This is a genomic window from Nocardioides humi (assembly GCF_006494775.1).
Taxonomy (GTDB): Bacteria; Actinomycetota; Actinomycetes; order Propionibacteriales; family Nocardioidaceae; genus Nocardioides; species Nocardioides humi.
Genome location: NZ_CP041146.1, coordinates 1,321,945 through 1,348,275 on the forward strand (window position 1 = coordinate 1,321,945; position 26,331 = coordinate 1,348,275).

Consider the following 26,331-nt stretch of genomic DNA (forward strand, 5'->3'; position numbering starts at 1 on the left):
GATACAGAACTGTCAGGGATGTCCCGAGACATCACACTCGTCTCCACAGGACATCCCGTCTGTTCGAACATTTGTTCGACTCTTGTGATAGGATCGACGGACGTCGACCACTCGGGAAGGTCCGCATCATGACCCTCGCTCCGCTTGTTCAGCAGCCGTTGCTGGCCGCGGTGGAGACATGTCGCGAGGCGCTGGCCGAGGTCGCAGACGCCCAACCGCTGTACCTGTCGACCACCGAGAAGGAGCAGTTGCTGATCCAGGCCACGCGACTGGCGGCGCAGGTCGAGGAGCTGCGGCTGCGGACCCTGGCCGACGCAGGTGATGTGGCTGTTGTTCACGGTGCGCGGGACACAGCCGCGTGGCTGGCCCACGCCGCCCACATCGACCCCGCGCCCGCCCGAGCCGACCTCCACCTCGCCCACGCGCTCGAGCAGCGACCGCACGTGGCCGAGGCGATGCGCACCGGGACGGTGAGCCCAGCGCAGGCACGCGTGATCACGGCGGCCGTCGGGGATCTGCCCGACCGGCTCGGGCCCGAGATCCTCGACGACGCCGAGGCCCGGCTGGTGGCCTATGCCGCCGAGTTCGCGCCCGCCGAGCTGCGCCGTCTGGGACGGCGGATCCTCGACGTCCTCGCCCCGGAGCTCGCCGAGGCCGAGGAAGCCAAGCGTCTGGAGCGCGAAGAGGCAGCCGCCCGCGACAAGGCGTCGTTGAAGTTCCGCGACCTCGGCGACGGCAGCTCACGCCTGTCCGGGGTCCTGCCCACCAGCGCCGTCGAACGGCTCAAGACCTACCTCGACGCCCACACCAACCCCACCCGACGTACCCCGAGGATGCAGAGACGGTGGGGACGGTGGACGGGAATCCTGATCTCGCGCGGACCCCGTTCCACCGCCGCCGGGCCTGGGCGTTCATGGACCTGCTCGAGCTCATCGACCCCGACGCGCTGCCCGTCCACGGCGGGGACGCCACCACCGTGGTGGTGACCATCGGTATCGACGAACTCCGCACCGACCTCGCCACCGCGGGATCCTCACCACCGAGGGCGAAGAGCCGATGTCGGCGTCCGAGGCACGGCGTCTGGCCTGCCAGGCCAAGATCCTCCCGGCAGTCCTCGACGGCCGGGGCCGGGTGCTCGACCTCGGCCGCTCCGCACGACTCTTCCAACCCGCCCAACGGGTCGCGATCCGCCTGCGCGACCACACCTGCCGGGCTGAGGGCTGCACCATCCCCGCCCGCTGGTGCCACCTACACCACCACGACCCCTGGTCACGCGGCGGCACCACCGACCTCGACCGAGCCGTCACCCTGTGCGCACACCACCACCAACGCATCCACGACCACGCCTACACACACGAACGCATGCCCAACGGTGACATCCGCTTCCACCGACGCACCTGAGGGCGTCGCAGGACGACGCTCGATGCGCGGGAAGCCCAGCCGTCGTCAGGAGTGGCGGCCGGTCAGCGCCATGCCGACCCCGAGGCCGATCATCGACGTGCCTCCGACGGCGCCGAGCACGCTGCCGCGGCGCTCGGAGGCGACGAACCAGTCGCGCGCCCGGCCGGCGGCCAGCGCCCACACCGAGTCGCAGAGCAGGCCGATCAGCACCGCCACGGCGCCGAGCACGAACATCTGGGCGGGGACGGCGGCCGCGCCGGCCGAGCGGTCCACGAACGGCGGCAGCATGGCCGCGAAGATCATGAAGCCCTTGGGGTTGCTGACACCGACCACGAAGCCCTGGCGGAAGGCCCGCCAGCCCGCGACGGGCGACGGCGTCCCGGGAGCGCCGAAGCGCAGCTCGCGGCGGTGCCGGAGGGCCTGCACGCCGAGCCAGACCAGGAACGCCGCGCCGGCGAGCTTGATCACCGTGAAGACCAGCTGCGACTCGGCCACCACCGCCCCCAGGCCGAGGCACACCAGGCTCATCACGACGAAAAGCCCCGCCGTGTTGCCGGCGACGCTGGACAGGGCGACCCGCTGGCCGTAGGAGACGGCCCGCCCCACCACGAAGACGACGCTCGGGCCCGGGATGACGATGAGCACCAGCGCCGCGAGCCCGAAGCCGAGGAGCTGGTCGAGGCCGATCACGACTCGTCGTCGCGCTCGACCGGCTCGTCGCCGTAGACGCCGGCGTCCTTGGCCCGGGCCGCGGTGCGCAGGCTCCGGGTCAGCGCCCAGCCGATGACGGCGACCGCGACGATCAGCCCCACGAAGATCCAGAACGCCGTCCAGCCGGCCACGATGTTCGTGTCCTGGTCGACCGGCTCGTCCTTGGCGAGCACCAGCGACTCGGTGACGACGTGGACGACGGTGGCGACGGCGGCATGCATGGCGCCAGTGTGTCAGGAGCCGGGCGTGACGCCCGCGAAGAGGTCGTCCTCGGGCGTCGGGGACGGGACGTGGCTCACCACCAGCTCGTAGTCCTCGGTGGGCCACACGTCCTGCTGAATCTCGCGCGGGATGGCGAACCAGTGGCCGTCGGGGTCGATCTGGGTGGCGTGCGCCAGCAGCGCCTGGTCACGGACGCCGAAGTAGTCGCTGCACGGCACCCGCGTGGTGATCCGCGCGTCCCAGTCCGGCTCCGGCTTCCACTCCTTGAGCCGCTCCTCCCACGGCGAGTCCAGGCCGTGCTCGAGCATCGCGTCGTGCAGCGCCTGCATCCGGGGCCGGTTGAACGAGTGGTGGTAGTAGAGCTTCAGCGGCTGCCAGGGCTCCCCCGCGCCGGGGAACCGCTCCGGGTCGCCGGCCGCCTCGAAGGCCGCGACGCTCACCTCGTGACAGCGGATGTGGTCGGGGTGCGGGTACCCGCCGCGCTCGTCGTACGTCGTCACGACGTGCGGCCGGAACTCCCGGATCAGCCGGACCAGTCGCTCGGTCGCCTCCTCCAGCGGGACCAGCGCGAAGCAGCCCTCCGGCAGCGGCGGCTTCGGGTCGCCCTCGGGCCAGCCGGAGTCGACGAAGCCCAGCCAGGACTGGGAGATCCCGAGGATGTCGCGCGCCCGCTCCATCTCCTGGCGGCGCACCTCGGTGATATTGGCGAGGATCTCGGGACGGTCCATCTTCGGGTTGAGGATCGACCCGCGCTCGCCGCCGGTGCAGGTGACCACCCGCACGTCGGCGCCCTGGGCGGCGTACATCGCCGTCGACGCGGCGCCCTTGCTCGACTCGTCGTCGGGGTGGGCGTGGACGTGCATCAACCGCAGCCCGGAGCGGTCGGTGGCGGGCGCGTGCGTGGTGGGCATGCCCCCCATCGTAGGGAGCCGCCGCATGGGAGCATGGATCGGTGAGCACTCCGGCCGACAACCTCTCCGAGCGGTACGGCGCGCCGTCCCGCGGCCGTCGTACCGCCCTCGTGGTCGGTGCCGCCGCGGTCGCGGTCGCGTTCCTCGGCTGGCTGCTGTGGGCGATGCTCTTCCACGCCAACCCGGCGGTCTCCTCGGAGGAGATCGGGCACGAGGTCGTCGACGATCACACGGCCACGATCCGGGTCCGGGTGACGTACGGCGACGGGCCGGTCGACGCGACCTGCGTCGCGCGCGCGATCTCCCACGACAAGGCGGTGGTGGGCGAGCAGACGGTCACGCCGGGCCGCGAGGGCGCCGTGCAGGAGATCACCGTGCGCACCGAGCGCCGGGCCACGACGGTGGAGTGGATCGGCTGCAAGGCGGCCGGACAGCCGCGCTACCGGTAGACTCGAATGTTCATGTACCTGGACAGGTACGCAGGTACGCGACGAGCAGTACAGGAGCACCCATGACGCAGACCGACCAGAGCAGCCAGACCATCTGGCTGACCCAGGACGCGTACGACAAGCTGCAGGCCGAGCTGGAGCATCTCCAGGGCCCCCGGCGCGCCGAGATCGTGGCCGAGATCAGCGCGGCGCGCGACGAGGGTGACCTGAAGGAGAACGGCGGCTACCACGCCGCGCGCGAGGAGCAGGGCAAGAACGAGGCCCGCATCCTCCAGCTCAAGGACATGCTGCGCCGCGCCGAGGTCGGCGAGACCCCTCCCGACGACGGCGTCGTCGAGCCGGGCATGGTCGTGACCTACAAGTTCGAGGGCGATGACGACGACGAGGCGGAGTCGTTCCTCCTCGGCGCGCGCGAGATCGAGCCCGACGGGCTGACCGTCTACTCCCCCCAGTCGCCGCTGGGCCAGGCCATCAACGGGCGGAGCAAGGGCGAGACGGTGAGCTACGAGGTCAACGGCAAGCCGCAGACCGTGATCATCCTGGACGCCCGGCCCTACGTCGCCTGAGCCTCCGCCACACCGTCCGAGCCGCCGGTCCCCTCCTCGGGGGCCGGCGGTTCGGCCATCTCGGCCAGGTGCAGGACGACGGCGTTGGCCGCGGCGGCGAGGGGTACGGCGACCAGCGCGCCGGCGACCCCGGCGACCAGGACGCCGCAGGCGATGGCGAGGATGACGCCGAGCGGGTGCAGCGAGACCCAGCGGCCGAGCAGGAACGGCTGCAGGACGTGGCCCTCGAGCTGTTGGACACCGACCACGACGGCGAGCATGAGCAGCGCCGTCAGCGGGCCCTGGTCGACGAGTGCGACCAGGATCGCCACGCTGCCGGCGATCGTCGCGCCGATCATCGGGACGAAGGCGCCCAGGAACACCAGCACGCCGATGGCGAGCACGAACGGGACCTTCAAGATGGCGGCGCCGATCGCGATGCCGACGGCGTCGACGAGCGCGACCATCACCGTGGCCCGGACGAACTGGACCAGCGAGATCCAGGCGACCTTCCCCGAGCTGTCGACCCGCTCGCGCGCGGCCCGCGGCGCCAGCCGGACGACCCAGGACCAGATCCGGTCGCCGTCGGCGAGGAAGAAGTAGGTCGCGAAGAGGGCGATGAAGAAGCCGGCGACCACGTGACCGAGGGCCGCGCCGACCTCGGTGACCTGGCTGACCACCTCGCCGTCCTGCGAGCGCTCGCGGATCATGTCCTGGGCGCTCTTGATCCAGTCGTTGATCTGCGAGTCGCTGGCGTTCAGCGGCCCGTCCTTGAGCCAATCCCGGATCTCCTCGAGCCCCTTGACCGTGGAGTCGGCCAGGTCCTGGGCCCCCGCCGCGACCTGCTGGCCGGCGAACGTCAGCAGCGCGCCGACCACGACGAAGCCGGTGATGACGACGAGCAGCGCCGACAGCCCACGGGGTACGCCGACGCGGGTCACCGCGTGCACGAACGGCGCCGCGAGCGCGCTGATGAGCAGCGCCACCGCGAGCGGGACCGTCACGACCGAGAAGTAGCCGACCAGCCGCAGGATCAGGTAGCCCGCGCCGGCGATCAGCAGCAGCCGCCAGGCCCAGCCGGCCGCGAGGTCGAGGCCGTACGGCACCTCCGCCCGGCGCAGGTTGGACGGCCCGGTCGCGAACGTCGGCTGCTCGTGCCGGCGCTCCTCCCGCTCCTCGCGGAGCAGGGCCCACTGGTGGGCGAAGCGGCGGAACAGCCGCTCCTCCCGCTCCCCCTCGTCGGGACCCAGCGGCGGCTCGTCCTCCTGCGCCTCGGCGACCGCATGCTCCTGGGCGGGCTCGGTCGACCGCGGAGCGGGCCGCCCGGCCGGCCGCTCAGCCTGCTCGGCCTGCTCGTCGGGGTCGGCCGGCTCGTCGGGCTCGGTGGTGCCGTCGCTGGTCACCCGGTCAGGCTAGACGGTGGTGGCCAGCGCGCGGTCGAGATCGGCGAGCTGGTCCTCGGAGGTCTCGATGCCGACGCTGAGCCGGACCAGGTCGGCGGGGACCTCCAGGTCGGTGCCGGCCACGCTGGCGTGGGTCATCCGCCCCGGGTGCTCGATGAGCGACTCGACGCCGCCCAGCGACTCCCCCAGCGTGAACACCTTCGTGGCCGCGCAGATCGCGAGCGCCTGCTGCTCGCCGCCCTTCACGCGGAAAGACACCATGCCGCCGTACCTCCTCATCTGCCGCGAGGCCACCGCATGGCCGGGGTGCTCGGGCAGGCCGGGGTAGATCACCTGGCTGACCGCGGGGTGGTCGGTCAGGAAGTCCGCGATCCGCTCGGCGTTGTCGCTGTGCCGCTCCATCCGCAGCGCGAGGGTCTTCAGGCCGCGCAGCACCAGCCACGCGTCGAACGGGCCGGCGACGCCGCCGATGGAGTTCTGGTGGAAGCCGATCGTCTCGGCCAGGCCGGCGTCGTCCACGACGAGCGCGCCGCCGACGACGTCGGAGTGGCCTCCGGCGTACTTCGTCGTCGAGTGCACGACGATGTCGGCGCCGAGGGCGAGCGGCTGCTGGAGGTACGACGACGCGAAGGTGTTGTCGACGACGAGCAGCGCGCCCGCGTCGTGGGCCACCGCCGCCAGCGCCTCGATGTCGCCGATGGAGAGCAACGGGTTGGTCGGCGTCTCCAGCCACACCAGCGTGGTGCGGCCGGGCCGGATCGCGGCACGCACGGCGTCGACGTCGGTGACCGGCGCCGGGCTGTGCTCGAGACCCCAGTTGGTGGCGACCTTGTCGAAGAGCCGGAAGGTGCCGCCGTAGGCGTCGTCGGGGAGCACCACGTGGTCGCCGGGCCGGCACAGCGCCCGGATCAGGGTGTCCTCCGCCGCCAGCCCGGAGGCGAACGCGAACCCGTGCGCTCCGCCCTCCAGCGCCGCCAGCGTCGACTCCAGCGCGGTCCGCGTGGGGTTGGCCGAGCGGCTGTACTCGTAGCCGCCGCGGAGCCCGCCCACGCCGTCCTGGGCGTAGGTCGAGGTCGCGTAGATCGGCGGGATCACCGCGCCGGTCGTCGGATCCGGCGCGTAGCCGGCGTGGATGGCCCGGGTCTCGAATCCGGCGTTGTCGAGGTTCTCGCTCACTCGGCGAGCCTACTCAGGCCTACTCAGGCCCGCCCTCGACCACACGCGCCGTGACAAAGCGAGCAGATGCTCGTTTCTCGGATGTGACCGTCCTCACCCGGCTGCTCGCCGCCGTCGTCCTGCCCAGTCTGCTCGCGCTCGGCGTGCTGGCGGCGCTGCCGACCCCTGCCGCCTCCGCCGCGGCGTACGACGACGACCCGGACCCGCTGCGCGGCCTGCTCCTGCCGCCGCTGGACGGCGTGGTGGCCCTGTTGGCGCCGATCCCGGTGCCGGCGACGCCGTACACGGGCGATGTCTGCGCCAGCGGCGCCGATGCCTGCATCGACGACGTGGTCGCCCGGATGGAGACCCGGCTCGAGCGGCTCACGGGCGAGTGCTCGCACAGCGCGATCTTCTCGCTGGCGTACCTGCGGGTGACCGAGAACGTCCGCGACGCGGTGCGCAGCGGGTACTTCGACGACCGCGCCTGGCTGAACCGGGTCGACGCGGTGTTCGCGGAGCTGTACTTCGACGTCACCGGCCGCTGGGAGGCGGGCGACCGGACGGGCATCCCGGCCGCGTGGCGGATCGCGCTGCAGGCCGAGGACGACCGGGCGATGAGCGGGCTGGGCAACTTCCTGCTGGCGATGAACGCCCACATCAACCGCGACTTCCCCCACGTCCTCGCCACCGTCGGCCTCGCCGGCCCGGACGGGAGCCACAAGAGGGACCACAACCGCTACAACAACCGTCTCGACAGCCTCTACGCACCGGTGTTCGCCGAGGAGGCGACCCGCTTCGACCCGACCTTCGACGACATCGACGCCGGCACCGCCGAGGAGGCCGTCGCCGGCGTCGTCATGCGCGGCTGGCGGGAGATGGTGTGGCGGCACGCCGAGGCGTTGGTGCTCGCGAGGACCCCCGCCGCGCGCAGGCTCGTGGAGAGGGAGATCGAGCTGTACGCCGCGCTCCAGGCCCAGCTGATCCGCGCCGTGTTCGTGGCCGGGCCGGCCCAGCGCGACGCCTGGTGCGCCGCCCACGGCTGAGCCGGGCCCCGTCGCGGCCGGGGGCTTGCGCACGAGGAGACAATGGAGGCATGTTCTCCCGCCGCAAGACCGACCTGGTCGACCCCGCCGAGGCGCTGCCCGGCCGCACCACCCCGGCGTACTCCCTCCCGACGCTGCACGAGGTCCTGCACACGCCGCTCGTCACCGACGACGTCCCCGACGGCCTGGAGGTCGCGATCTTCGGCCTCGGCTGCTTCTGGGGCGCCGAGGAGATCTACTGGCAGGTGCCCGGCGTGTGGTCGACCTCGGTCGGGTACGCCGGCGGCACCACCCCGAACCCGACGTACGAGGAGGTCTGCAGCGGTCGCACCGGCCACACCGAGGCCGTCCGCGTCGTCTTCGACCCGGCGAAGGTCGCCTACGCCGACCTGGTCAAGCAGTTCTTCGAGGTCCACGACCCCACCCAGGGCATGCGCCAGGGCAATGACGTCGGCAGCCAGTACCGCTCCGCGATCTACTACACGACGCCCGAGCAGGAGCAGACCGCCCGCGAGCTGACCAAGGTGTACGGCGACGAGATCTCCCGCCGCGGCTACGGCGAGATCACCACCGAGATCGAGCCCGCCGGCGCGTACTACTACGCCGAGCCGCATCACCAGCAGTACCTCCACAAGGTGCCGCACGGGTACCGCTGCCACGCCAACACGGGCGTCCCGTTCCCGGCCTGAGCGGCGTCCCGTGCGGGATGGCCGACTGGCGACTCCCCACGGCATGACGATCGACCCGGCCGCGACGGAGCTCGTCAGCACCTTCCCGGACGGCCCGGAGCCGAACGAGGGCTGCGCCTGGACCCACCCCGACAGCGGATCGGGGTCGGGTCAGGGCCGTCACCGATGGTTCGCGCCGTCGTCCGGGCGGACGCTGGTGTCATGTCGACCTCACTGCACTCCCGCGCTCCCCTGGCCTCCCGCTCGGCCACGCCCTGGCCGCTGGTGCTCACCCTCGCCGCCGTCGCGCTGGTACGGCCGCTGCTGAGCATCACCGGGCTCGCCGACGACTGGGGCCGGCCGTTGACGCCGCTGCTCGCCACCGCGGCGATCACCGCCGTCTGGATAGGCGCCGTCCTCGTCACCCGGCAGGCCGACCCGGTCCGGGTCCTGGTGGCCACCGGACTGGTGTACGCCGTCCTCGCCACGGCCCTGAGCGGCGTCCTGTCGCCGATCCTCGACGGCGAGCTCCACGGCCCGCTGACCAACCCGATCGCGCTCGTGGCGATGCTGGCCGTGAACGCCGGCTGGGGCGCGCTCGCCGGGATGCTCGCGCTGAGGCTCCGGCGCCGGCGGTCGTAGCCGGGGCCTGGAGCCCGGCCGCTGTCAGCGGTCGAGGACCGCGACGACCTCCCGCGCCACCGCATCGGGCGCGTCGAGCGAGACGAAGGTGCGGGCGCCGGGGACCTCGACGAAGCGGGGGTCGGGGAAGGCGGCGGCGAGGCGCCGGCCGAAGGCCGGGGTGAAGCAGCGGTCGGCCATCCCCCAGACGAGGGTGACCGGTCCGTCGTACCGGCTCATCCGGGGAGTCACCCGCGCGAGCTCGGCGGGATCGACCGCGCGGAGGAAGGTGGCGGCCTCGTCGCGGATCGGCGCCCGGGTGCGCGCGGGCTCGAGCCAGGAGGCGGTGAGCGCGGCATCGGGATCGCGGGCGAGCAGGCCGAAGCCGAGCGGCGAGTGTCGCAGGAGGCGCCAGCGCAGGGGGGCGACGAGGGCGCGGGCGACGCGAGGCGAGCGGGCGAGCCGGAGGAGCACGTTGAACGGGAACGGCGGGAAGATGTCGTGGGCGTCGCAATTGGTGAGCACGAGACGGCCGACCCGGCTCGGGTCGTCGTCGAGGAGGAACTGACAGATCGCGCCCCCGCTGTCGTTGCCGACGAGCGTCACGTCGGCCAGGTCGAGCTCCGCGAGGAGCGCACGGACCAGGCGGGCGACGCCGAGGGGCGAGAGGGTCGCCGGGTGGCCGACCGGCTCGACGTGGGAGCCGAGCGGGAGGTCGGGGAGATAGCACCGCATGCCCTGCTCGGCCAGCGAGCGGGCCACGGCGTCCCAGAGCCGGCCGTCGACGAGGAAGCCGTGCACGAACACGACCGCCGGGAGGTCGCCGTCCTCGGGCCCGACGACGCGGTACCGCAGCCGCCCCTCCGGCAGCTGCACGGACGACGGGGTGAACTCCATCGCGACCCCCCTTCCACTACGCCGTCCACAGGGCCACCTGACCCCCACCTGACAGACTGGAGCCATGGCTGACCTCCCCCGGAAGGCCGCGGCGCGCACGGCGCGGCTCGCGGCGCTCCCCCTCGGGTACGCCGGCCGCACGGCCGTCGGCTTCGGCAAGCGGCTCGGCGGGGCGCCGGCGGAGGCGGTGATGAGCGAGATCCAGCAGCGGACGGCCGAGCAGCTGTTCCGGACCCTGGGCGAGCTCAAGGGCGGGGCGATGAAGTTCGGGCAGGCGCTGTCGGTGCTCGAGTCGGCGCTGCCGGAGGAGATGGCGGCGCCGTACCGCGAGCAGCTCACGAGGCTCCAGGACTCCGCGCCACCGATGCCGACCCAGACGGTGCGCGACATCCTCACCGAGGACCTCGGCGCGGACTGGAAGGAGCGGCTGGTCTGGCTCGACGGGGCACCGACGGCGGCGGCGAGCATCGGGCAGGTCCACGAGGGCACCTGGTACGACGGCCGGCGGGTCGCGGTGAAGGTGCAGTACCCGAACGCGGGCGACGCCCTCATGGCCGACCTGCGCACCCTGGCCCGGGCGGCGCGCGCGATCGGCCCGCTCATCCCGGGTGTCGACATGAAGCCGCTGGTCGAGGAGGTCCAGGCGCGGGCGCGCGAGGAGCTCGACTACGACCTCGAGGCCGAGGCGCAGCGCGAGTTCGCGCAGGCCTTCCGCGACGACCCGGACATCGTCGTACCGGACGTGGTGGCGGTCGGTCCCCGCGTGCTGGTCACCGAGTGGCTGGACTCGGCGGGCTCGCTGGCCACGATCATCGCCGACGGCTCGCAGGCCGAGCGCGACCACTACGGCGAGATCTTCACCCGGTTCCTGTTCTCCGGGCCGGCCCGCACCGGCCTGCTCCACGCCGACCCGCACCCCGGCAACTTCCGCGTCATCCCGAACGACGACGGCACGCCCGGCCGGATGGGGGTCCTCGACTACGGCGCCGTGGCCCGGCTCCCCCAGCGCGGCCTGCCCGAGCCGATGGGCCGGCTGATCACGCTGTGCGCCGCCGGCGACGGGGACGCGCTGATCGAGGGGCTGCGCGAGGAGGGCTTCCTCAAGGACCGGATCCGGATCGAGCCGCAGCTGCTCATGGACTACCTCTCGCCGTTCGTCGACCCGACCCTGGTCGAGCGGTTCCGGTTCAGCCGGGAGTGGATGCGCGAGCAGTTCCAGCGGATCAACAACCCGAAGGACCCGGCGTACACGGTGAGCATCAAGCTCAACCTGCCCCCGTCGTACGTCCTCATCCACCGCACCTGGCTCGGCGGCGTCGGCGTGCTCAGCCAGCTCGAGGCGGAGGCGCCGTTCCGCGCGATCATGGAGGAGTTCCTGCCGGGCTTCACGCCGCAGCGGTGACCGTCAGGCCGGGTCCTCGTCGGTGAGGCGGTGACCCGGAACGGGCTCATCCCGAGACGGGCGCGCAGTCGTGGCCGCAGCCGTCGGGCGGGAGCGGGCCGTCGGCGTGGGCGGCCGGCCGGTGCAGCACCGCCGTGGCGGCGGTGACGACGACGTCGGAGTCACGCTCCACGACGGCGGTGCCGTCGACGAGGAGGGTGTAGCCGTGTCGCTCGCGCGGCGGGAAGACCAGCGTGACGGCGGGGTTCTCGGCGAGATTGCGCAGCGTGCCCCTCCCCGGGCCGGCGACCCGGAGGACGCCGTCGGCGCCGGCGACCGGGTCGACGGTGACCACCTTCACCTGCGGCGAGGAGGTGGTCAGCAGGTAGCCGCTGCCGAAGTCGGCCAGGGCCTGGCGCAGGTCGGCGGGATCGACCGGGATGCTCATGGGACCGAGCCTACGACTCACCAGACGCCGAGCACACCGCCGCCGATCCGGACCACGAAGGCGCTCACCACCACGATGAAGAACACCCGCACGAACCGGGAGCCGCGGGCGACGGCGGTCCGGGCGCCGAGATAGCCGCCGAGCAGGTTGCAGGCGCCCATCATCAGCCCGACGTCCCACAGCACGGCACCGCTGGGCACGAAGAGCAGCAGCGCGCCGAGGTTGGTGGCGAGATTGGCGAGCTTCGCCTTCGCCGAGGCCTGGAGGAAGTCGTAGCCCATCAGGCCGACGAGGGCGAACACCAGGAAGCTGCCGGTGCCGGGGCCGAGGACGCCGTCGTAGAAGCCGATCACGAAGCCGACGGACATGGCGGCCGCGGTGTGCCGGTGGCCGGCGAACCGCAGGGCGGTCTGCTCCCCCAGCTGGGGCCGCCGCACGACGTACCCGCCCACGACGACCAGGGCGACCAGCACGATCGGCTCGAACGCGTCGCGCGGGATCCGGGACGCGAGCAGGGCCCCGGAGAACGCCCCGGCGAGCGCGAGCGCCATGAGCGGGACGAAGGTGCGCGGGTCGGGACCGATGCGGCGGTAGTAGGTGACCGAGCTGGCGGCCGTACCGCAGATCGAGGCGATCTTGTTGGTCGCGAGCACCTGCACCGGGCTCGCGCCGGGCAGGCCGAGCAGCAGCGCCGGCAGCTGCACCAGCCCGCCCCCGCCGACCACGGCGTCGACGAAGCCCGCCGTCAGCGCGGCGAGCGCGAGGAGCCCGACGACGGCCAGGCTGAGATCACCCATCCCGCTGGGCTCTACGACCAGGCGAGGTCGACGGTGGGCCGATCGGCGTACTCCTCGGCGACGGCGTCGGAGGTCTCGACGCACTCCGAGACCAGGTCGACCTGCACCAGGCTCGGCCCGATCTGGACGTGGAGGACGAGCCGGCCCTTGGCGGCCTTGAGGATCACCGTGTTGTCCGGGTCGTCGACCGTCCAGCCGTCGTCCTCGAGCAGCCCGACGGTGGTGGCGGTCGCCTTCTCCCGGGTCAGCTCGCCGGAGGCGTCGAAGTGCACGAAGCTCTGCATCACGACGCCGCGCGGCGCGTAGCTCTCGCCGCAGATCGTGAACGACCGGCTGCCCTGGGCGCCGTCGAGGCGGAGCGCCGCGGCCACGTCGTGGAGCACGCCGTCGAGGGCGGCGTCGGCCTGCTGCTCGACCTCGTCGACGGCGGCCCGGTCAGCCGAGCCGCCGGAGCCGGACCCGTCGCAGCCGGACAGGCCGAGCCCCAGAGCGAGCAGGACGACGAGGGGCGCGGTCCCGAGCATGCGCGTCATGGTCACAGGATCGCACCCCACCGCGAGTGCTCCCACAGCCACGTGCCGGCCTCGATGAGGGCGTGGCCGGCGCTGGCGCCGGTGGCGGCGGTCAGCAGCTCGGGGAGGGTGAGGTACTCCCCACCGTCGGCGCCCCGTGGCGGCTGCTGGGTCACCTCGCCGTCGTTGCCGGTGACGATGTGGGCCATGTTGTCGAGCGAGGTCCCCTTGAAGTACGACGAGTGGTTGTCGAGCAGCTTCTCGACCCGCAGCTCGCCGTCACCGGTCGCGAACCGGGTGCCGCCGAAGTCGACGTCCGCGGGGTCGTGACCGAGCGCGCCGATGCCGCCGCGGTCGCCCGTGCCGAGCAGGGTCACGGGGTCGTGGTCCATCGAGCCGACCCACACGTCGGCGTCGGTGAGCTCGGCCGCGGTGGGGGTCGGCTGGCCGGGGCTGCCGATGAGGACCGCGTCGTCGACGGGGAGGCCGTCCTGCAGTGCGTGGCCGACGGTGGTGGAGCCGTAGCTGTGGCCGATCGCGGTGAGGTGGGCGGGAGCTCCCTGGTCGGAGGCGCGGATGCCGTCGATGAAGTCGGCGAAGCGCTCGCCGCCCGCCTCCGCCTTGTCGGTGAGCGCCACGCCGCCGAAGTCGAGCTGCCCGAGCGGGTCGAACGGGTTGAGCGGGTTGCCGCTCGGCGCGTCGTAGTCGGCCCAGTAGACGGAGGCGACGCTGCCCTGCTCCTCGGCCAGGGCGGCCTGGTGCAGCGCCAGGGTCTTGGCGAGGTTGCCCGACGTGCTGGACGTCTCCGTGGTCAGGCCGGGGACGTTGACCGACACGTGGTCGGCGGTGTCGGGGTTGCCGAAGCTGATCGCGACACCGCCGTCCCCGGAGTGCATCGCGGGGTGGTAGACGATCAGGTTGGTGAGGGCCGCCCCGGTGTCGGGGTCGTAGCGGTCGCGGTACTCGTCGAGGGCGTCGCGGACGTAGGTCGCGTTCTCGAGGATCCGCTTCTCGGCGCCGGTGAGCTGGCCGTCCTCCTTGCGCTGTGTGTAGTAGTCGATGTCGCGGCCGAGCGCACCGCGGTTGGCCTCGTCGCGGTCGGTGATCGGCAGGCCGTCGGCGTTGCCGACCAGCTCGGGGTGCTCGGTCGTGAGCGCCTCCTGCTCGGCGCGGCTCAGCGTCCGCCACCAGGCGCCGAGGGCGACCGGATCGCCCAGCAGCCCACGCAGCCGTCCGGTCAGCGCAGGGACGTCGGGGCGGTCCGGGTCGGCGGCGGCCTGCTCACCCTCGGCGACGCTGTCGACGGCCTGCAGCGCGGCGATGAAGTCGGCCTCGGCGTCGTCCTCGTCGCTCCCCCACGTGTCGATCCGCACCTGGAGCGCCTCTGCCCGGGTGGTCAGCCGCTCGGCACGGCGCTGGAACTCCTCGAGCCGGCTGTCGTCGGTGGCCGCCGCGATCTCGGTGCGCAGGGTGTCGATGGCCTCGTTGACCTCGGCCCGGTCCTCGTTGATCTCCTCGCGCCGGTCGAAGAGGTCGGCGAGGCGCTCCTCGAAGCGGTCGGCGGCGGTCACCGCACGGTCGAGCGCGGCCTCGCCGGCGTCGAGTCGTACGGCGAACCGGGTCGCCGCGTGGTCGTGGGCCTCCGCGGTGTCGCCCTCCCACTCGGGCGCCGCGACGGACGTCGCCCAGCCCTGGACGTTCTTGACCGCGACGGCGACCGCCCGCAGGTCGGTGGCGAGGTCCTGGGCGCCGGCGGGGGTGCACCCGAGCGCGCGGCAGGCCGGCACGGGGGCCGGCAGCGTGATGGTGGTGGTCATCGCCGGCTCACCGGTCCGTCACCGCGGCGTCGTGCTCGGCCCAGGGCAGCAGCGACCGGAGCCGCTCGGCGTGGGCCTGGTCGACGATGACGACCATCCGGTGGAAGAAGACGAACTCGTCGGCGTACCCCTGGGCCTGCTCACCCGCCGCCTTGAGCTCGTCGGCCCACGGCTCGCGGAAGGCCTTGACCGCGGCGGTCACCTCGGCGGAGAGGTGGGAGGGGGACGCCTTGGCGAGTCGCCGCCAGGCGCCGTCGAGCTCGTCGGCGCCGGCGTCCCAGCGGTCGCGCGCCTCCTTCAGCACCGCGTAGGGCACGTCCAGCCTCGCCGCCATCACGCCACCTCCGCCAGGAGCGCGGCCCGGATCTCCCGGCGTACGTCGTCGGGCAGGCGCAGCGGCGGCGACGCCAGCTCGATCATGGTGAGGGCCGGCGCGGCCTCGCCGGTCAGGTCCAGCTCACCGTCGGTGGCGCGCAGCAGCGGCCGACCCGCGCGGGTGGACGCGGCCAGCCGCCAGCCCTCCTCGCCCAGCCGCCAGGCGACGTCGCGGAGCAGGTCGGTGCCGGCGTCCGGGTCGAGGCGGGGCAGCGCCTTCTCGAGCACCAGCGCCTCGCCGCTGTCGCGGACCGCCCAGCGGGCGCTCGGCGGGTCGGTCGCGCCCCGCTGGGCGAGCAGCGGCGCGAGCAGGCGCCAGCCCGCCGCCAGGCGGCGCACCAGCGCGCCCGCCCGCTCGGGCGGCGTCGGATCCGCTCCGGACACCCCGTCGGACGGGCCGCCGGGCTCGTCGGGCAGCAGCACGACGGTCAGGTCGGGGTGGCGGCGGTGGACCGCCGACCAGAACGGGTCGTCCTCGAGGACGGCGGGGTCGGCGCGGTGGAGTTCCATGCAGGTGGGCTGCCCGAGGTCCGTCGGCGCGAAACCAGCGGCTCCGGTTGTCCACAGGGGTGGGGCCGAGCCCGCTCAGGAGCGGCCGGCAGCGTGGCGCACGGGCGGCGAGCACGATGTGCGACACGCTCGGCCAGTCAGGTCGGCCAGTCAGGACAGAGCCGTGTCAGCCGACCCAGAAGCCGCGCGAGCCGAACCAGTCGCCGTACGAGCCGGGCCCTCCACCCGCCTCGGGTCGGCCGCCGCGGCGCGAGCCGAGGTAGGAGCCGACGACGGCGGCGCCGAGGTCGTCGGACTCCGGCGCGATCACCGAGCCCTCGACCCGGCGGGCCATGGACTCGATGAAGCGGGCCAGGCCGGGGTCCTCGCCGAGCCGGAAGAAGGTCGTCTGCGCGCCGAGCCGACGGGCGTTGTCGAGCTCGCGGACGGCGAGCGCGATCGTCATCGGGTGCGGCGGATAGGAGAAGAAGACGTCGCCGCTGGACTCCAGGTGGGACGTCGGCTCGCCGTCGGTGACGATGAGCAGCACCGGCTGGGCGTTGGGGTGCTTGCGGAAGTGGCGGTTGGCGAGCAGCAGCGCGTGGTGGAGGTTCGTGCCCTTGGCCCAGCGGGCGTCGAGCGCCGTCAGCTCCTCGATCCGCATGGTCTGGGCGTGCCGGCCGAAGCCGATCAGCTCCAGGCTGTCACCGCGGAAGCGGGAGCCGATGAGGGTGTGCAGCGCGAGCGCGGTCTGCTTCATCGGCACCCAGCGGCCGTCCATCGCCATCGAGAAGCTGGTGTCGACGCAGAGCGCCACCGCGGCCTGGGTGCGCGCCTCGGTCTCGGCGACCTCGACGTCGTCGATCGACAGCAGTCGCCCGCCGGGGTCGCCCGCACGACGGAGCACGCCGTTGAGCATGGTCCGCGGCAGGTCCCACGGCTCGGTGTCGCCGAACTCCCACGGCCGGGTCGCGCCGGACAGGTCGCCGGCGGCGCCGGCCTGGCGCAGGTCGCGCTGCCCCTGCCGGCCGGACATCCGCTGGGCGACGTCGCGCAGCAGCGCCTTGCCGAGCTGGCGCATCGCCTTGGGGGTGAGCCGCAGCTCGCCGTCGAACCCGCGCTCCATCGCACCGGACTCGCGCAGCGCCTTCTCCAGCTCCTGCAGCTTGCGGGCGTCGACGGCGGCCTCGTTGCCGAGCTGGCGGGCCAGCCTGTCGAGGTCGACATCATCCAGGCGCGCGCCGCCGTACGACTGCGCCAGCTGATCGGCGAGCGCGTCGAGGTCGGCGAGGTCCTGGAGGACGCCGGTGCCGTCGCCGAGCCCGAGGCCCCGGTCGCCGTCGCCGAACTGCTCGGAGCCGCCCCAGTCCTCGCCGGGGCGCAGGGACATCAGGTTCGCATCGAGCCGGTTCAGCTGCTCCATCAGCGCCGGGGAGCCGAAGGCCTGGGCGGAGAGCTCCATCAGCTCGGCGCGCTGCTCGGGCGTCATCGAGTTGAGCATCCGCTGCGCCGCGGCGGAGCGCTGGGCGAGGGCGTCGAGGAGCTCGTCGATGTCCTGCGGGTTCTCGGGGAAGTGCTGGCCGTGCTTGGCCATGAAGTCCTGGAAGTCCTCGGGGGTGTCCTCCCCGCGGGCGTGCTTCTCCAGCAGCTCGTTGAGGTCTCCGAGCATCTCGTCGATGGCCTGGCGGTCGGCCTCGGTGGCGTTCTCCAGGGCCTGCTTCATCCCGGCGAAGCGCTGGTCGAGCATCTCCCGGCCGAGCAGGTCCTTGATCTGCTCGAACGCCTCCCGCGCCTCGCGGGACTGCCAGTCGTAGTCGCCGAGCTCGGTCACGGCCGCGGCCGGCGAGTCGGGCAGGTTCTGCAGCCGCATCTCGCGGAAGGCGCGGTCGCCGTCGTCCATCATCGCGTCGCGGGCGAGCTGCTTGCGCTCCTCGAGGACCGCCTTGTCGAGCAGCTCGCGGACCTCGTCGAGCGTCCCGTCGAGGTTGTGCCGCTGGAGCAGCTCGCGGCGCCGCTCGGCCACCCGCCGGGCGAGGTCGTCGAGGCCGGTCTGGTCCTGGCCGCCGCGGCGCAGGAACTCCTGCATCGCGCGCTCCGGGCTGTACCCGGCCATCACGTCCTCGCCGATGGCGTCGAGGGCCTCGGCGATGTCGACCGGCGGGGCGAGCGGGTCGCCGCCGTCGTACCGGCGGTAGCGGCTAGCCATAGACCGTCTCGAACCCGTCGGAGTCCTTGCCGATCTTGCGGGCCAGGAAGAGCCCCTCGAGCGCCAGCTCGATCGCGGCGGCGCGCTCGCCGTCGGTGCGCCCGCCCCCGGCTCCGTTCACGCGCTCGCAGACCTGGTCGTAGAGGTCGGACTCGCCCAGCACCGGCAGGCCGGCGAGCACGTCGCGCGCGGAGACCCGGGCGCCGGTGACGACGGTCGCGCCCTCCTCGATGGCGTCCACGAGCAGAGCGAAGTCGAGGCCGCGGAACCGCTCGCGGACGGTCTCGGCGGTGGCCGTACGGAGCAGGTGGGTGAGGATCTCGGCCTCGCGGCCCTCCTCGCCGGACTCGAACTCGATCTTGCCGCCGAGCACGTCGATCGCGGTCTCCAGGTCGACCACGCGGGCCACCGCACGGTCCTCCCCCTGGATGGTCGCGCGCCGCAGGGCCGCGGCGGCGATGGTCTCGGCGCCCGCGATGGCGAACCGGGCCGAGACGCCGGAGCGCTGGTCGACGGCGCTGGACTCGCGCAGGTTGCGGGTGAAGCGGGCCAGGATCTCGACCAGGAAGTCGGGGACGTCGACCCGGTCGGGCAGCAGGTCGGCCTCCTGCCGGATGACGGCGATCTCGGCGTCGAGGGCCTTCGGGTAGTGGGTGCGGATCTCCGCGCCGAAGCGGTCCTTGAGCGGGGTGATGATCCGGCCGCGGTTGGTGTAGTCCTCGGGGTTCGCGGAGGCCACGACGAACACGTCGAGCGGCAGCCGCAGGACGTACCCGCGGATCTGGATGTCGCGCTCCTCCATCACGTTGAGCATCGCGACCTGGATCCGCTCGGCGAGGTCGGGCAGCTCGTTGATCGCGACGATCCCGCGGTGGGAGCGCGGGATCAGGCCGAAGTGGATGGTCTCGGGGTCGCCCAGCGAGCGGCCCTCGGCGACCTTCATCGGGTCGACGTCGCCGATCAGGTCGGCGACGCTGGTGTCGGGCGTGGCCAGCTTCTCGGCGTACCGCTCGTCACGGTGGCGCCAGGAGATCCGCAGGTCGTCGCCGTACGACGCCACGGCGGCCTTGGACGTCACGGTGACCGGGTCGTAGGGGTGCTCGCCGAGCTCGGAGCCGGAGATCACCGGCGTCCACTCGTCCATCAGGCCGACGAGGGTGCGCAGCAGCCGGGTCTTGCCCTGGCCGCGCTCGCCGAGGAGGACGACGTCGTGGCCGGCGATGATCGCCCGCTCGAGCTGGGGGATGACGGTGTCCTCGAGGCCGTGCAGGCCCGGCCAGGGGTCCTGGCCGGCGGCGAGGAGGGCGAGCAGGTTGTCGCGGAGCTCGGCACGCAGGTGCTTCTGCTGGTGGCCCGAGGCGCGGAGCTCGCCGAGGGTGCCGATGGCGGGAGCGGTCGAGATGTCGACGGTCACCCTGCTCACGCTACTCAGCACGGCAAGGGACACCTCCGCCGATGGCTCTGGAGCGGACAGAGGGGTTGACGGCCCGACAGACTGTCAGGAAGATGTTATTTAGCCAAGCCTAACCTAATAAGGCTCGCCGTCACTGCCGATGCGCCTTAGCGCACGCACAAGGAGAACCCATGTCTGTCCCATCCCTGCCAGGACGGCGCCCCCGCTGGGCCAGCGCCGTGACCGCCGGCGCCCTCGTGCTCGGCGGCATGATCCTGACATCCTCGGCCGCCGAGGCGGCCCCACCCACCGGAGAGCTCGACCACGTCTCCTTCGAATGGGGACTCAACAACGTGCACCAGGGCGGCTCGCCCGCCGGCGGGTGCAACTACTTCGTGGCCGGCTACGGCGACGGCACCGAGGCGAGCTACGCGACCGTCGACCGCGACCTCCGCATCGTCAAGCGCACTGCGGACGGCGAACTCAAGGCCGTCGGCTTCGACAACCGGTGCGCCCAGGACGGCACCGACGCCACCATCGGCCAGCGGATGCTGTTCACCGATGGCGAGGGCACGCGCGCCGAGGACGGCACCACCACGGTCCACTGGGACGGCGCGATCACGATCTACGCCTACGGCGGCCTCGTGCCCTGGTACGTCGCCGACCCGGTGCTGCGGCTGGACTCCGAGGGCAACGGCACGATCAAGGTCAAGGTCGGCGGCTTCTCCTCCTCGATGGCCGACCCGAACGTCAAGGAGCCGCTGGAGCCGACCACCGACGTCACCGTCGCGACCATCTCCGGAGCGACCTTCGACGACGACGGCAAGGCGACCATCGACCCGGTCTTCGCCGGTGTCGACTACTTCCCCCTCCAGGCTGACGGCACGCGGAGCGCCACCTCGGCGATCCCGCCGGCCGCCAAGGCGTCCAACCCGAACTGGGGTTCGTGGCCCGAGCCGTTCACCGACTTCCAGTACCGCACCGGCCTCTCCAGCTACTGGCACACCAGCGGGCTGAGCGCGGACCCGAGCAAGCCGCCGCTGCCGATCACGATGGACCTCGACGCCGAGGAGCTGGTCCAAGCACCGGTCGTGGTCCGGCAGCCGCAGTCGACAACGGTCAGCGTGGGTGCCGACGTCACGCTGACCACCATGGTCACCGGAGCACCCGAGCCGACGGTCGTCTGGCAGCGTCTGACGGGCGAGGAGTGGGTGGACATCGCCGACGCGACGGGCACCGAGCTCGTGCTCACCGACCAGACGGTCGCAGACAGCGGCGGCCAGTATCGCGTGAAGATCACCAACGATGCTGGCGAGACCACCTCGCAGCCCGCCACCGTGACGGTGGTGGAGAAGGTCGCCGTCGCGATCACGGCCCAGCCCGCCGACGCCACTGCCCTCGCCGGACGGTCCGCCTCGTTCAGCGTGACGGCGACCGGCTCGACACTGAAGTACGCCTGGCAGCGCAAGCTGCCCGAGGAGAATTGGGCAGACTATGGCGGCACCAACGCCACCATGTCCGAGAACAACATCTCCGCCGACATCGACGGGGCGCAGTACCGGGTCTCCGTCACGAACGGCGTGGACGAGCCGGTGATCAGCGAGACGGCGACCCTCAGCGTGGAGACCGCTCCCCTGGTCATCACCACCGACCTGTCCGATCTGACCGTGCCCGCGGGCAGCGGACAGTACCTCCGGGTGGACTTCACGGGCGCGCCGTACGGCACCTGGACCTGGCAGCGCAGCACCGACGACGGCGCCACCTGGCAGGATGTGCAATCGGCGCCTGCCTACAACGAGTCGACCTCGTACTACCTGTCAGCCGTACCAGCGTCGGCCGACGGACACCGATACCGGGTGGTCGGCGACAACGGCATCGGTGAGCCGGTCGCCTCGAGCGTCGCTCGGCTGAGCGTGGCCACCGAGCCGCTCGCCATCGTCTCGGGTCTCACGGACGTCACGACACCGGCGGGCCGCAATGCGATCTTCCGGATCCAGTCCACCGGCGCGCCCGGCGGCGACTGGACCTTCGAGACCAGCACCGACGACGGCGCGACGTGGACGGTCGCCTCCGAGCAGACCAACAACAACTACCCGACTCTTTCGCTCAACGCGGTGACCCCCGATCAGGACGGCACCCTGGTTCGCGCCAGCGGCACCAATGGCCTCGGCGAGAGCCTCACCAGCGGTCCGGTGCGCCTGACGGTGACCGCCATCGAGCCTCGGGTCACCACCCAGCCGACCTCGTTCCGGGTCGCCGAGGGGACCATGGTCGTTCCGTACGCCGCCTGCGACTGCGCGCCGTACCCGGAGTGGACCTGGCAGACCAGCTCCGACGGCGGCGAGACCTGGACCGACCACCCGGACTTCAGCGGTCCGACCGGAGCGCGGGCGCAGACCTTCTGGAACTTCAGCGACACCACGCTCGCCAACGACGGGATGCTGATCCGCGCCAAGGGCGACAACGGCCACCACGACCCGTTCTACACCGACACCGCCCGACTGGACGTCGAGCCGCGCTCCGGGCGGGCGATCTACGTGGCGCCGGAGTACATCCCCGCGTCGATCCATTCCGCAACTCAGGACCGGACCATCGGTGTCGGCCTGGACGGGTTCCAGACCGACCGCACGGACGGCTCGATCCGGGTCTCGCTCGTCGAGCGCGGCGTCTGGGAGCCGGGCACGCTGCTCACCTCCGCGCAGTGGCTGGCCAGCACCACCGGCTCGATCTCGCTGATCGAGGAGCGCGACGACGGTCGGTTCGCCGCCCGCCTGAGGCCGAGCAGGGCACTCTCGCTGGACAAGCAGTACGAGATCGTGGTGCACCACCAGACCGAGGTGGACCCGCGCTACGAGGAGCGGCTGCCGATCCTACTCGAGGGCCAGGTCGAGATCACCGGACAGCCGGAGGACGCGACCACCCACGTCGGTCGCAGTGCCACCTTCACCGCGACCGCGGCCGGAGGCCCCGACCGCACCGTGCAATGGCAGGAGTCGGCCGACGGTGAGACCTGGACCGACGTCGCCGATGCTACCGAGGAGACCCTCGAGGTCCGGGCGAGCGCCGATCTGGACGGCCGTCGGTACCGGCTCGTCGCGACCGTCGGCGACCGTACGGCGACCAGCGAGCCCGCAGCGCTGACGGTGGGCGCACCGCTGCCGGCCGAGGTGGTCGAGCAGCCCGCCGACGTCCGGGTCGCCCCCGGCGAGGTCGCGAGCTTCGGTGTCGAGGTCGCGTCGGACTCGCCGGAGACCTACCAGTGGCAGCGCAGCAATGACGAAGGAGCCACCTGGGCCGACCTCCAGGACGCCACCTCCGCGACGCTCGACGTCACCGCGGCATCGGCCGACAACGGTGCTCTGTTCCGGGTCGTCGTCACCAACGACGGCGGCGAGGTCGCCTCGCAGCCCGCGCGACTGATCGTGGTCCACGACACCGCGTCGATCACCCAGCAGCCCGAGGACACGACCGTGGCGGCAGGCGAGACCGCGAGGTTCACCGTGCGCGCGACCGGCTCCTATCTCGACTACCAGTGGCAGTCGTCCACCGACGGCAGCACCTGGACCGAGGTGGCCGACGCGGACACCCGTACCCTGTCGGTCCCGACGGCCACGACGGCGCAGAACGGCACCTCGTATCGCGTGGTCGTGTCGAGCCCCGCCGGCCCTCTGGAGTCCGAGCCCGCCACCCTGAGCGTCGTCAAGGCCAGGCCGTCGGTCACCGCGACCGCGACGATCGGCAGCTACGGTGACCCGACCACGGTCGGGGTGACGGTCGCGGCGCCGCCTGGAGTGCCCGCCGCCACGGGCACTGTCACCGTGGCGGAGGGTGACGACGTGCTCGCCACGGTCCCGCTGGAGGCAGGGAGCGCCAGCGTTGTCATCGACCAGGGCGTGCTCAGCCCAGGGAGTCGATCGCTGGCCGTCTCCTACTCCGGCGACGCCAACCTGGAGGCAGGCTCGACGACGGCGATCGCCAGCGTCGCGAAGGCGCCGGCCAAGGTCAAGGCGGCACTTCCCGCCAAGTCCCTCAAGCCCCGCTCGAGGGCCAAGGTCCGGGTGACGGTCACCTCTCCTGGGCTCGTGCCCACCGGCAGGGTCAAGGTCACCTGGAAGCACAAGCGCACCGGCAAGACCGTCACGGTCACCGGCAAGCTCGTCAACGGCAAGGTGGTCGTGAGGTCGAAGCCGCTCTCCGCCCGGGGCGCCTACAAGGTGAAAGCGACCTATCTCGGCTCCGACACCATCGCCAAGGCAACGGCCAAGGCCCGCCGGATCACCGTCCGGTGAGTCGGATGGGGTGCGGGACCGACAGGTCCCGCGCCCCATCGTGGCCGGAATCGGTCATCGGGCCCAACGATCACTAGGCTTCGTGCATGCTGCTGGTAGTGGGCATCGCGGGCGCGATCCTCTGCGTCGTCGCGGCGGGCATCATCGGCGTGCTCCTCCACAGCCGCGCCGGGCTCGTGGCGCAGTTGGGCGATGCGCGTGCTCGGATCGCACAGCTCGAGTCGGACCTCGACGCCGCCCTGCGTCCCCCGCCGCCGACCAACTCGGCCGAGCGCGCCGTACGACGGGTGATCCGGACCGCCTCGAAGGTGCGCTCCCACGGCATCGCCGGGCTGATCCAGAGCACGGTCGAGGACCTGCAGAGCTGGGCCAGCGACGACGAGCGCGCCGACATCCTCAACATGGCCGCCTCCGACGGCACGGTCACCCTCTTCTTCTCCGACATCGAGGACTCGACGCCGCTCAACGACCGGCTGGGCGACGCCACCTGGGTGAGGGTGCTCGCCGCGCACGACCGGGTGCTCCGCACGCAGATCGAGAGGTACCGCGGGCAGGTCGTCAAGACCGCCGGCGACGGCTTCATGGTCGCCTTCCGCGACGCCGAGGCCGCCTGCCGCGCCGCGCTCGGCATCCAGCGCGACCTGCCACGTGAGGTGACCCTGCGCCGCTACGGCCCGATCCTGGTCCGGATCGGCATCCACACCGGCCAGGTGGTCGCCCGCGACGGCGACTACTTCGGCCGCAATGTCGCCATGGCCGCCCGGGTCGCGAACCTCGCCCACGGCGGGGAGATCCTCGCCAGCGACGCCGTCCGCGAGGCGCTCGACGACGACGCCGCGCTCACGCTCGTGGAGCGGGACGCGGTCGAGCTCAAGGGGCTCGCCGGCGAGCACGTCGTCTGGGAGATCCACCCGCCCGCCTGACGAGGTGGGATCAGCGGGTGAGGAGGACCGAGGAGCCGTGGCCGAAGAGGCCCTGGTTGGCGGTGATCCCGACCCGGGCGCCCTCGACCTGCCGTCCGTCGACGCGGCCCTGGAGCTGCCAGGTGAGCTCGCAGACCTGGGCGATGGCCTGGGCGGGCACCGCCTCGCCGAAGCACGCCAGCCCGCCGGAGGGATTGACCGGGATCCGGCCGCCGATGGCGGTGTCGCCGGCGCGGAGCAGGGCCTCGGCCTCGCCGGGCTTGCACAGGCCCAGGTCCTCGATCCAGTCCAGCTCCAGCGCGGTGGAGAGGTCGTAGACCTCGGCGACGTCGACGTCGGAGGGGTCGACGCCCGCCTCGTCGTACGCCGCCGCGCCGATCGCCTCCTTGAACGTCCGCTCCGGCGCGCCTGTGGCCGCCGTGGAGTCGGTGGCCAGCAGCGGCATGTCGATGACGGTGTTCGGGAAGGTCGGCGTCACGGTCGAGACGGCGGCGACGGTGACCGGCGTGGCGATGCCGTGCCTCCTCGCGTACTCCGCGCTGGTCAGCACGACCGCCGCGGCGCCGTCGGAGGTCGCGCAGATGTCCAGCAGATGCAGCGGGTCGGACACCACCGGCGAGGCCAGCACCTCCGCCACGTCCACCTCCTTGCGGAAGCGGGCGTTGGGGTTGGCCAGGCCGTGCCGGGCGTTCTTGACCTTCACCTGCGCGAAGTCCTCCGACGTGGCGCCGTACAGGTCCATCCGGCGTCGCGCGTAGAGCGCGAAGTACGCCGGGTTCGTCATGCCCAGCAGCCGGAACCGCAGCCAGTCCGGGTCCGACCACCGCTCCCCCGCGTTCGGCGCCAGGAACCCCTTCGGCGTCGTGTCCGCGCCCACCACCAGCGCGACCTCGCTGAGCCCGGCCAGGATCCGCGCCCGCGCGGTGTCGATCGCCTGCGCGCCCGTCGCGCACGCGGCGTACGACGTCGCGATCCGCGCACCGTTCCAGCCCAGCGCCTGCGCGAACGTCGAGCCGGCGACGTAGCCGGCGTACCCGTTGCGGACCGTCTCGCCGCCCACCACGAGGTCGACGTCACCCCACGCCACGCCGGCGTCCGCGAGCGCCGCACGGGCGGCGTGCACGCCGTACTCGACGAAGTTGCGCCCCCACTTGCCCCAGGGATGCATGCCCGCACCCGCGATCACGACGCTCATGCCGCCACCGGCTTCCAGCGGTAGATGGTGCGCTCCCCGGTCTCGTCGACGTTCAGGGTCTCCACGACCAGCTCGACCTCGGCCCCCACACGCAGGTCCGCGACGCCATAGCCCGCGGCGACCTGCCCCAGCACCACCAGCCCCTCGGGCAGCTCCACCGCGGCCAGCGCGAACGGCACGAACGGATCGCTCATCGGGACGTACGGCGCCGGCGGCTGGTACTGCGCGTCGGTGTAGGACCACACGGTGCCGCGCCGGGAGAGCTCCACCGCCTCGCACTCCACGCCGTCGCAGGCGGGGTTGCGGCAGAAGAACGAAGCGGCGCCCGCCTCGGCGGACACCGGCGGGAACACCACGTTGCGGCACCGGGTGCACCGGGACGCGAGCAGCCGAGGCTCCTCGCCCGTGGTGAACCAGCCCTCGACGACGGGGGTGACGGTCTGGCTCGGAGCGGTCATGTCCGCATGCTACCAAGCA

At 72.6% G+C, this 26,331-nt stretch carries 26 protein-coding genes; 10 read left to right on the plus strand and 16 right to left on the minus strand.

What is annotated here, in order from left to right:
- Positions 1-128 precede the first annotated feature (128 nt).
- Positions 129-986: a DUF222 domain-containing protein gene (locus FIV44_RS06480; protein WP_141003737.1), complete on the plus strand. Its 858-nt coding sequence runs from the start codon at positions 129-131 to the stop codon at positions 984-986.
- A 43-nt stretch (positions 987-1,029) separates the two neighbouring features.
- Positions 1,030-1,401 carry an HNH endonuclease signature motif containing protein gene (locus FIV44_RS06485; RefSeq protein WP_281285853.1) on the plus strand — a complete coding sequence of 124 codons (372 nt, stop codon included), beginning with the start codon at positions 1,030-1,032 and terminating at the stop codon, positions 1,399-1,401.
- Between the two features lie 45 nt (positions 1,402-1,446).
- On the opposite strand, the gene FIV44_RS06490 is transcribed toward FIV44_RS06485, so the two are convergent.
- The 3 genes from FIV44_RS06490 to mca are packed head-to-tail and all read right to left on the minus strand — an operon-like array spanning position 1,447 to position 3,245.
- On the minus strand, positions 1,447-2,091 hold the full coding sequence (locus FIV44_RS06490; protein WP_141003739.1) for a LysE family translocator: 645 nt from the start codon (positions 2,089-2,091) through the stop codon (positions 1,447-1,449).
- A complete protein-coding gene (locus FIV44_RS06495; RefSeq protein ID WP_141003740.1) occupies positions 2,088-2,333 on the minus strand; it encodes a hypothetical protein in 246 nt (81 codons plus the stop codon). The genes FIV44_RS06490 and FIV44_RS06495 overlap by 4 nt, the downstream gene beginning before the upstream one ends.
- A 12-nt stretch (positions 2,334-2,345) precedes the next feature.
- Entirely contained in the window at positions 2,346-3,245 is a 900-nt protein-coding gene (mca, locus tag FIV44_RS06500) for a mycothiol conjugate amidase Mca (protein WP_141003741.1), read from the minus strand.
- 41 nt (positions 3,246-3,286) lie between these two features.
- Between mca and FIV44_RS06505 the strand changes: the two genes are divergently transcribed.
- Together FIV44_RS06505 and greA are read left to right on the plus strand one after the other, a co-directional pair.
- The gene (locus tag FIV44_RS06505) at positions 3,287-3,694 is read left to right on the plus strand and encodes a DUF4307 domain-containing protein (RefSeq protein WP_141003742.1); all 408 of its coding nucleotides are present in this window, start codon (positions 3,287-3,289) and stop codon (positions 3,692-3,694) included.
- Between the two features lie 62 nt (positions 3,695-3,756).
- Entirely contained in the window at positions 3,757-4,260 is a 504-nt protein-coding gene (gene greA, locus FIV44_RS06510; RefSeq protein WP_141003743.1) for a transcription elongation factor GreA, read from the plus strand.
- Here the strand turns inward: greA and FIV44_RS06515 are convergent.
- Both FIV44_RS06515 and FIV44_RS06520 read right to left on the minus strand, forming a co-directional pair.
- Positions 4,248-5,642: an AI-2E family transporter gene (locus FIV44_RS06515; protein ID WP_246086846.1), complete on the minus strand. Its 1,395-nt coding sequence runs from the start codon at positions 5,640-5,642 to the stop codon at positions 4,248-4,250. The genes greA and FIV44_RS06515 overlap by 13 nt on opposite strands.
- A gap of 9 nt (positions 5,643-5,651) precedes the next feature.
- Complete coding sequence (locus tag FIV44_RS06520; RefSeq protein WP_141003744.1) at positions 5,652-6,818, minus strand: cystathionine gamma-synthase; 1,167 nt, start codon at positions 6,816-6,818, stop codon at positions 5,652-5,654.
- Between the two features lie 83 nt (positions 6,819-6,901).
- On the opposite strand from FIV44_RS06520, the gene FIV44_RS06525 reads away from it, so the two are divergent.
- The 3 genes from FIV44_RS06525 to FIV44_RS06535 all read left to right on the plus strand — a co-directional run bounded on the left by FIV44_RS06525 (position 6,902) and on the right by FIV44_RS06535 (position 9,153).
- The gene (locus FIV44_RS06525; RefSeq protein ID WP_246086847.1) at positions 6,902-7,843 is read left to right on the plus strand and encodes a DUF5995 family protein; all 942 of its coding nucleotides are present in this window, start codon (positions 6,902-6,904) and stop codon (positions 7,841-7,843) included.
- Between the two features lie 50 nt (positions 7,844-7,893).
- Positions 7,894-8,532 (plus strand): peptide-methionine (S)-S-oxide reductase MsrA, encoded by a 639-nt coding sequence (msrA, locus tag FIV44_RS06530; protein ID WP_141003745.1) that lies wholly within the window; start codon positions 7,894-7,896, stop codon positions 8,530-8,532.
- A 201-nt stretch (positions 8,533-8,733) separates the two neighbouring features.
- Positions 8,734-9,153 carry a hypothetical protein gene (locus tag FIV44_RS06535; protein ID WP_141003746.1) on the plus strand — a complete coding sequence of 140 codons (420 nt, stop codon included), beginning with the start codon at positions 8,734-8,736 and terminating at the stop codon, positions 9,151-9,153.
- Positions 9,154-9,177: 24 nt separating this feature from the next.
- On the opposite strand, the gene FIV44_RS06540 is transcribed toward FIV44_RS06535, so the two are convergent.
- On the minus strand, positions 9,178-10,029 hold the full coding sequence (locus FIV44_RS06540; protein WP_141003747.1) for an alpha/beta fold hydrolase: 852 nt from the start codon (positions 10,027-10,029) through the stop codon (positions 9,178-9,180).
- Between the two features lie 64 nt (positions 10,030-10,093).
- Here FIV44_RS06540 and FIV44_RS06545 point away from each other — a divergent pair, with 64 nt between their 5' ends.
- Positions 10,094-11,431, plus strand: coding sequence for an ABC1 kinase family protein (locus FIV44_RS06545; protein ID WP_141003748.1), 1,338 nt, complete (start codon positions 10,094-10,096; stop codon positions 11,429-11,431).
- Positions 11,432-11,477: 46 nt separating this feature from the next.
- On the opposite strand, the gene FIV44_RS06550 is transcribed toward FIV44_RS06545, so the two are convergent.
- The 8 genes from FIV44_RS06550 to FIV44_RS06585 all read right to left on the minus strand — a co-directional run bounded on the left by FIV44_RS06550 (position 11,478) and on the right by FIV44_RS06585 (position 19,468).
- Positions 11,478-11,858, minus strand: coding sequence for a pyridoxamine 5'-phosphate oxidase family protein (locus FIV44_RS06550; protein ID WP_141003749.1), 381 nt, complete (start codon positions 11,856-11,858; stop codon positions 11,478-11,480).
- Between the two features lie 17 nt (positions 11,859-11,875).
- Entirely contained in the window at positions 11,876-12,655 is a 780-nt protein-coding gene (locus FIV44_RS06555) for a TSUP family transporter (RefSeq protein ID WP_141003750.1), read from the minus strand.
- Positions 12,656-12,666: 11 nt separating this feature from the next.
- Positions 12,667-13,188 carry a hypothetical protein gene (locus FIV44_RS06560; protein ID WP_141003751.1) on the minus strand — a complete coding sequence of 174 codons (522 nt, stop codon included), beginning with the start codon at positions 13,186-13,188 and terminating at the stop codon, positions 12,667-12,669.
- Between the two features lie 2 nt (positions 13,189-13,190).
- Positions 13,191-14,984, minus strand: coding sequence for an alpha/beta hydrolase (locus FIV44_RS06565; protein WP_141003752.1), 1,794 nt, complete (start codon positions 14,982-14,984; stop codon positions 13,191-13,193).
- 7 nt (positions 14,985-14,991) lie between these two features.
- The gene (locus FIV44_RS06570; RefSeq protein ID WP_141003753.1) at positions 14,992-15,318 is read right to left on the minus strand and encodes a hypothetical protein; all 327 of its coding nucleotides are present in this window, start codon (positions 15,316-15,318) and stop codon (positions 14,992-14,994) included.
- A complete protein-coding gene (locus tag FIV44_RS06575) occupies positions 15,318-15,869 on the minus strand; it encodes a hypothetical protein (RefSeq protein ID WP_141003754.1) in 552 nt (183 codons plus the stop codon). Before FIV44_RS06575 ends, FIV44_RS06570 begins: the two co-directional genes overlap by 1 nt.
- A 166-nt stretch (positions 15,870-16,035) precedes the next feature.
- Positions 16,036-18,054 (minus strand): vWA domain-containing protein, encoded by a 2,019-nt coding sequence (locus FIV44_RS06580; protein ID WP_141003755.1) that lies wholly within the window; start codon positions 18,052-18,054, stop codon positions 16,036-16,038.
- Positions 18,047-19,468: a MoxR family ATPase gene (locus tag FIV44_RS06585; protein ID WP_246086848.1), complete on the minus strand. Its 1,422-nt coding sequence runs from the start codon at positions 19,466-19,468 to the stop codon at positions 18,047-18,049. Before FIV44_RS06585 ends, FIV44_RS06580 begins: the two co-directional genes overlap by 8 nt.
- Positions 19,469-19,638: 170 nt before the next feature.
- Between FIV44_RS06585 and FIV44_RS06590 the strand changes: the two genes are divergently transcribed.
- Positions 19,639-23,736, plus strand: coding sequence for an immunoglobulin domain-containing protein (locus tag FIV44_RS06590; RefSeq protein ID WP_141003756.1), 4,098 nt, complete (start codon positions 19,639-19,641; stop codon positions 23,734-23,736).
- Positions 23,737-23,822: 86 nt separating this feature from the next.
- Entirely contained in the window at positions 23,823-24,659 is an 837-nt protein-coding gene (locus tag FIV44_RS06595) for an adenylate/guanylate cyclase domain-containing protein (RefSeq protein ID WP_141003757.1), read from the plus strand.
- Positions 24,660-24,669: 10 nt separating this feature from the next.
- Here FIV44_RS06595 and FIV44_RS06600 read toward each other — a convergent pair whose 3' ends face one another.
- Together FIV44_RS06600 and FIV44_RS06605 are read right to left on the minus strand one after the other, a co-directional pair.
- Positions 24,670-25,854, minus strand: a complete 1,185-nt coding sequence (locus FIV44_RS06600; protein WP_141003758.1) for a lipid-transfer protein — start codon at positions 25,852-25,854, stop codon at positions 24,670-24,672.
- Positions 25,851-26,312 (minus strand): Zn-ribbon domain-containing OB-fold protein, encoded by a 462-nt coding sequence (locus FIV44_RS06605; protein WP_141003759.1) that lies wholly within the window; start codon positions 26,310-26,312, stop codon positions 25,851-25,853. The genes FIV44_RS06600 and FIV44_RS06605 overlap by 4 nt, the downstream gene beginning before the upstream one ends.
- Positions 26,313-26,331 lie beyond the last annotated feature (19 nt).

Coding starts and splice junctions, on each gene's coding strand:
- FIV44_RS06605 (WP_141003759.1), bottom strand. CDS start 26,312: ATGACCGCTCCGAGCCAGACCGTCACCCCCGTCGTCGAGGGCTGGTTC.
- FIV44_RS06480 (WP_141003737.1), top strand. CDS start 129: ATGACCCTCGCTCCGCTTGTTCAGCAGCCGTTGCTGGCCGCGGTGGAG.
- FIV44_RS06545 (WP_141003748.1), top strand. CDS start 10,094: ATGGCTGACCTCCCCCGGAAGGCCGCGGCGCGCACGGCGCGGCTCGCG.
- FIV44_RS06580 (WP_141003755.1), bottom strand. CDS start 18,054: ATGGCTAGCCGCTACCGCCGGTACGACGGCGGCGACCCGCTCGCCCCG.
- FIV44_RS06575 (WP_141003754.1), bottom strand. CDS start 15,869: ATGGAACTCCACCGCGCCGACCCCGCCGTCCTCGAGGACGACCCGTTC.
- mca (WP_141003741.1), bottom strand. CDS start 3,245: ATGCCCACCACGCACGCGCCCGCCACCGACCGCTCCGGGCTGCGGTTG.
- FIV44_RS06590 (WP_141003756.1), top strand. CDS start 19,639: ATGTCTGTCCCATCCCTGCCAGGACGGCGCCCCCGCTGGGCCAGCGCC.
- FIV44_RS06555 (WP_141003750.1), bottom strand. CDS start 12,655: ATGGGTGATCTCAGCCTGGCCGTCGTCGGGCTCCTCGCGCTCGCCGCG.
- FIV44_RS06495 (WP_141003740.1), bottom strand. CDS start 2,333: ATGCATGCCGCCGTCGCCACCGTCGTCCACGTCGTCACCGAGTCGCTG.
- FIV44_RS06550 (WP_141003749.1), bottom strand. CDS start 11,858: ATGAGCATCCCGGTCGATCCCGCCGACCTGCGCCAGGCCCTGGCCGAC.
- FIV44_RS06595 (WP_141003757.1), top strand. CDS start 23,823: ATGCTGCTGGTAGTGGGCATCGCGGGCGCGATCCTCTGCGTCGTCGCG.
- msrA (WP_141003745.1), top strand. CDS start 7,894: ATGTTCTCCCGCCGCAAGACCGACCTGGTCGACCCCGCCGAGGCGCTG.
- FIV44_RS06570 (WP_141003753.1), bottom strand. CDS start 15,318: ATGGCGGCGAGGCTGGACGTGCCCTACGCGGTGCTGAAGGAGGCGCGC.
- greA (WP_141003743.1), top strand. CDS start 3,757: ATGACGCAGACCGACCAGAGCAGCCAGACCATCTGGCTGACCCAGGAC.
- FIV44_RS06600 (WP_141003758.1), bottom strand. CDS start 25,854: ATGAGCGTCGTGATCGCGGGTGCGGGCATGCATCCCTGGGGCAAGTGG.
- FIV44_RS06540 (WP_141003747.1), bottom strand. CDS start 10,029: ATGGAGTTCACCCCGTCGTCCGTGCAGCTGCCGGAGGGGCGGCTGCGG.
- FIV44_RS06565 (WP_141003752.1), bottom strand. CDS start 14,984: ATGACCACCACCATCACGCTGCCGGCCCCCGTGCCGGCCTGCCGCGCG.
- FIV44_RS06560 (WP_141003751.1), bottom strand. CDS start 13,188: ATGACGCGCATGCTCGGGACCGCGCCCCTCGTCGTCCTGCTCGCTCTG.
- FIV44_RS06535 (WP_141003746.1), top strand. CDS start 8,734: ATGTCGACCTCACTGCACTCCCGCGCTCCCCTGGCCTCCCGCTCGGCC.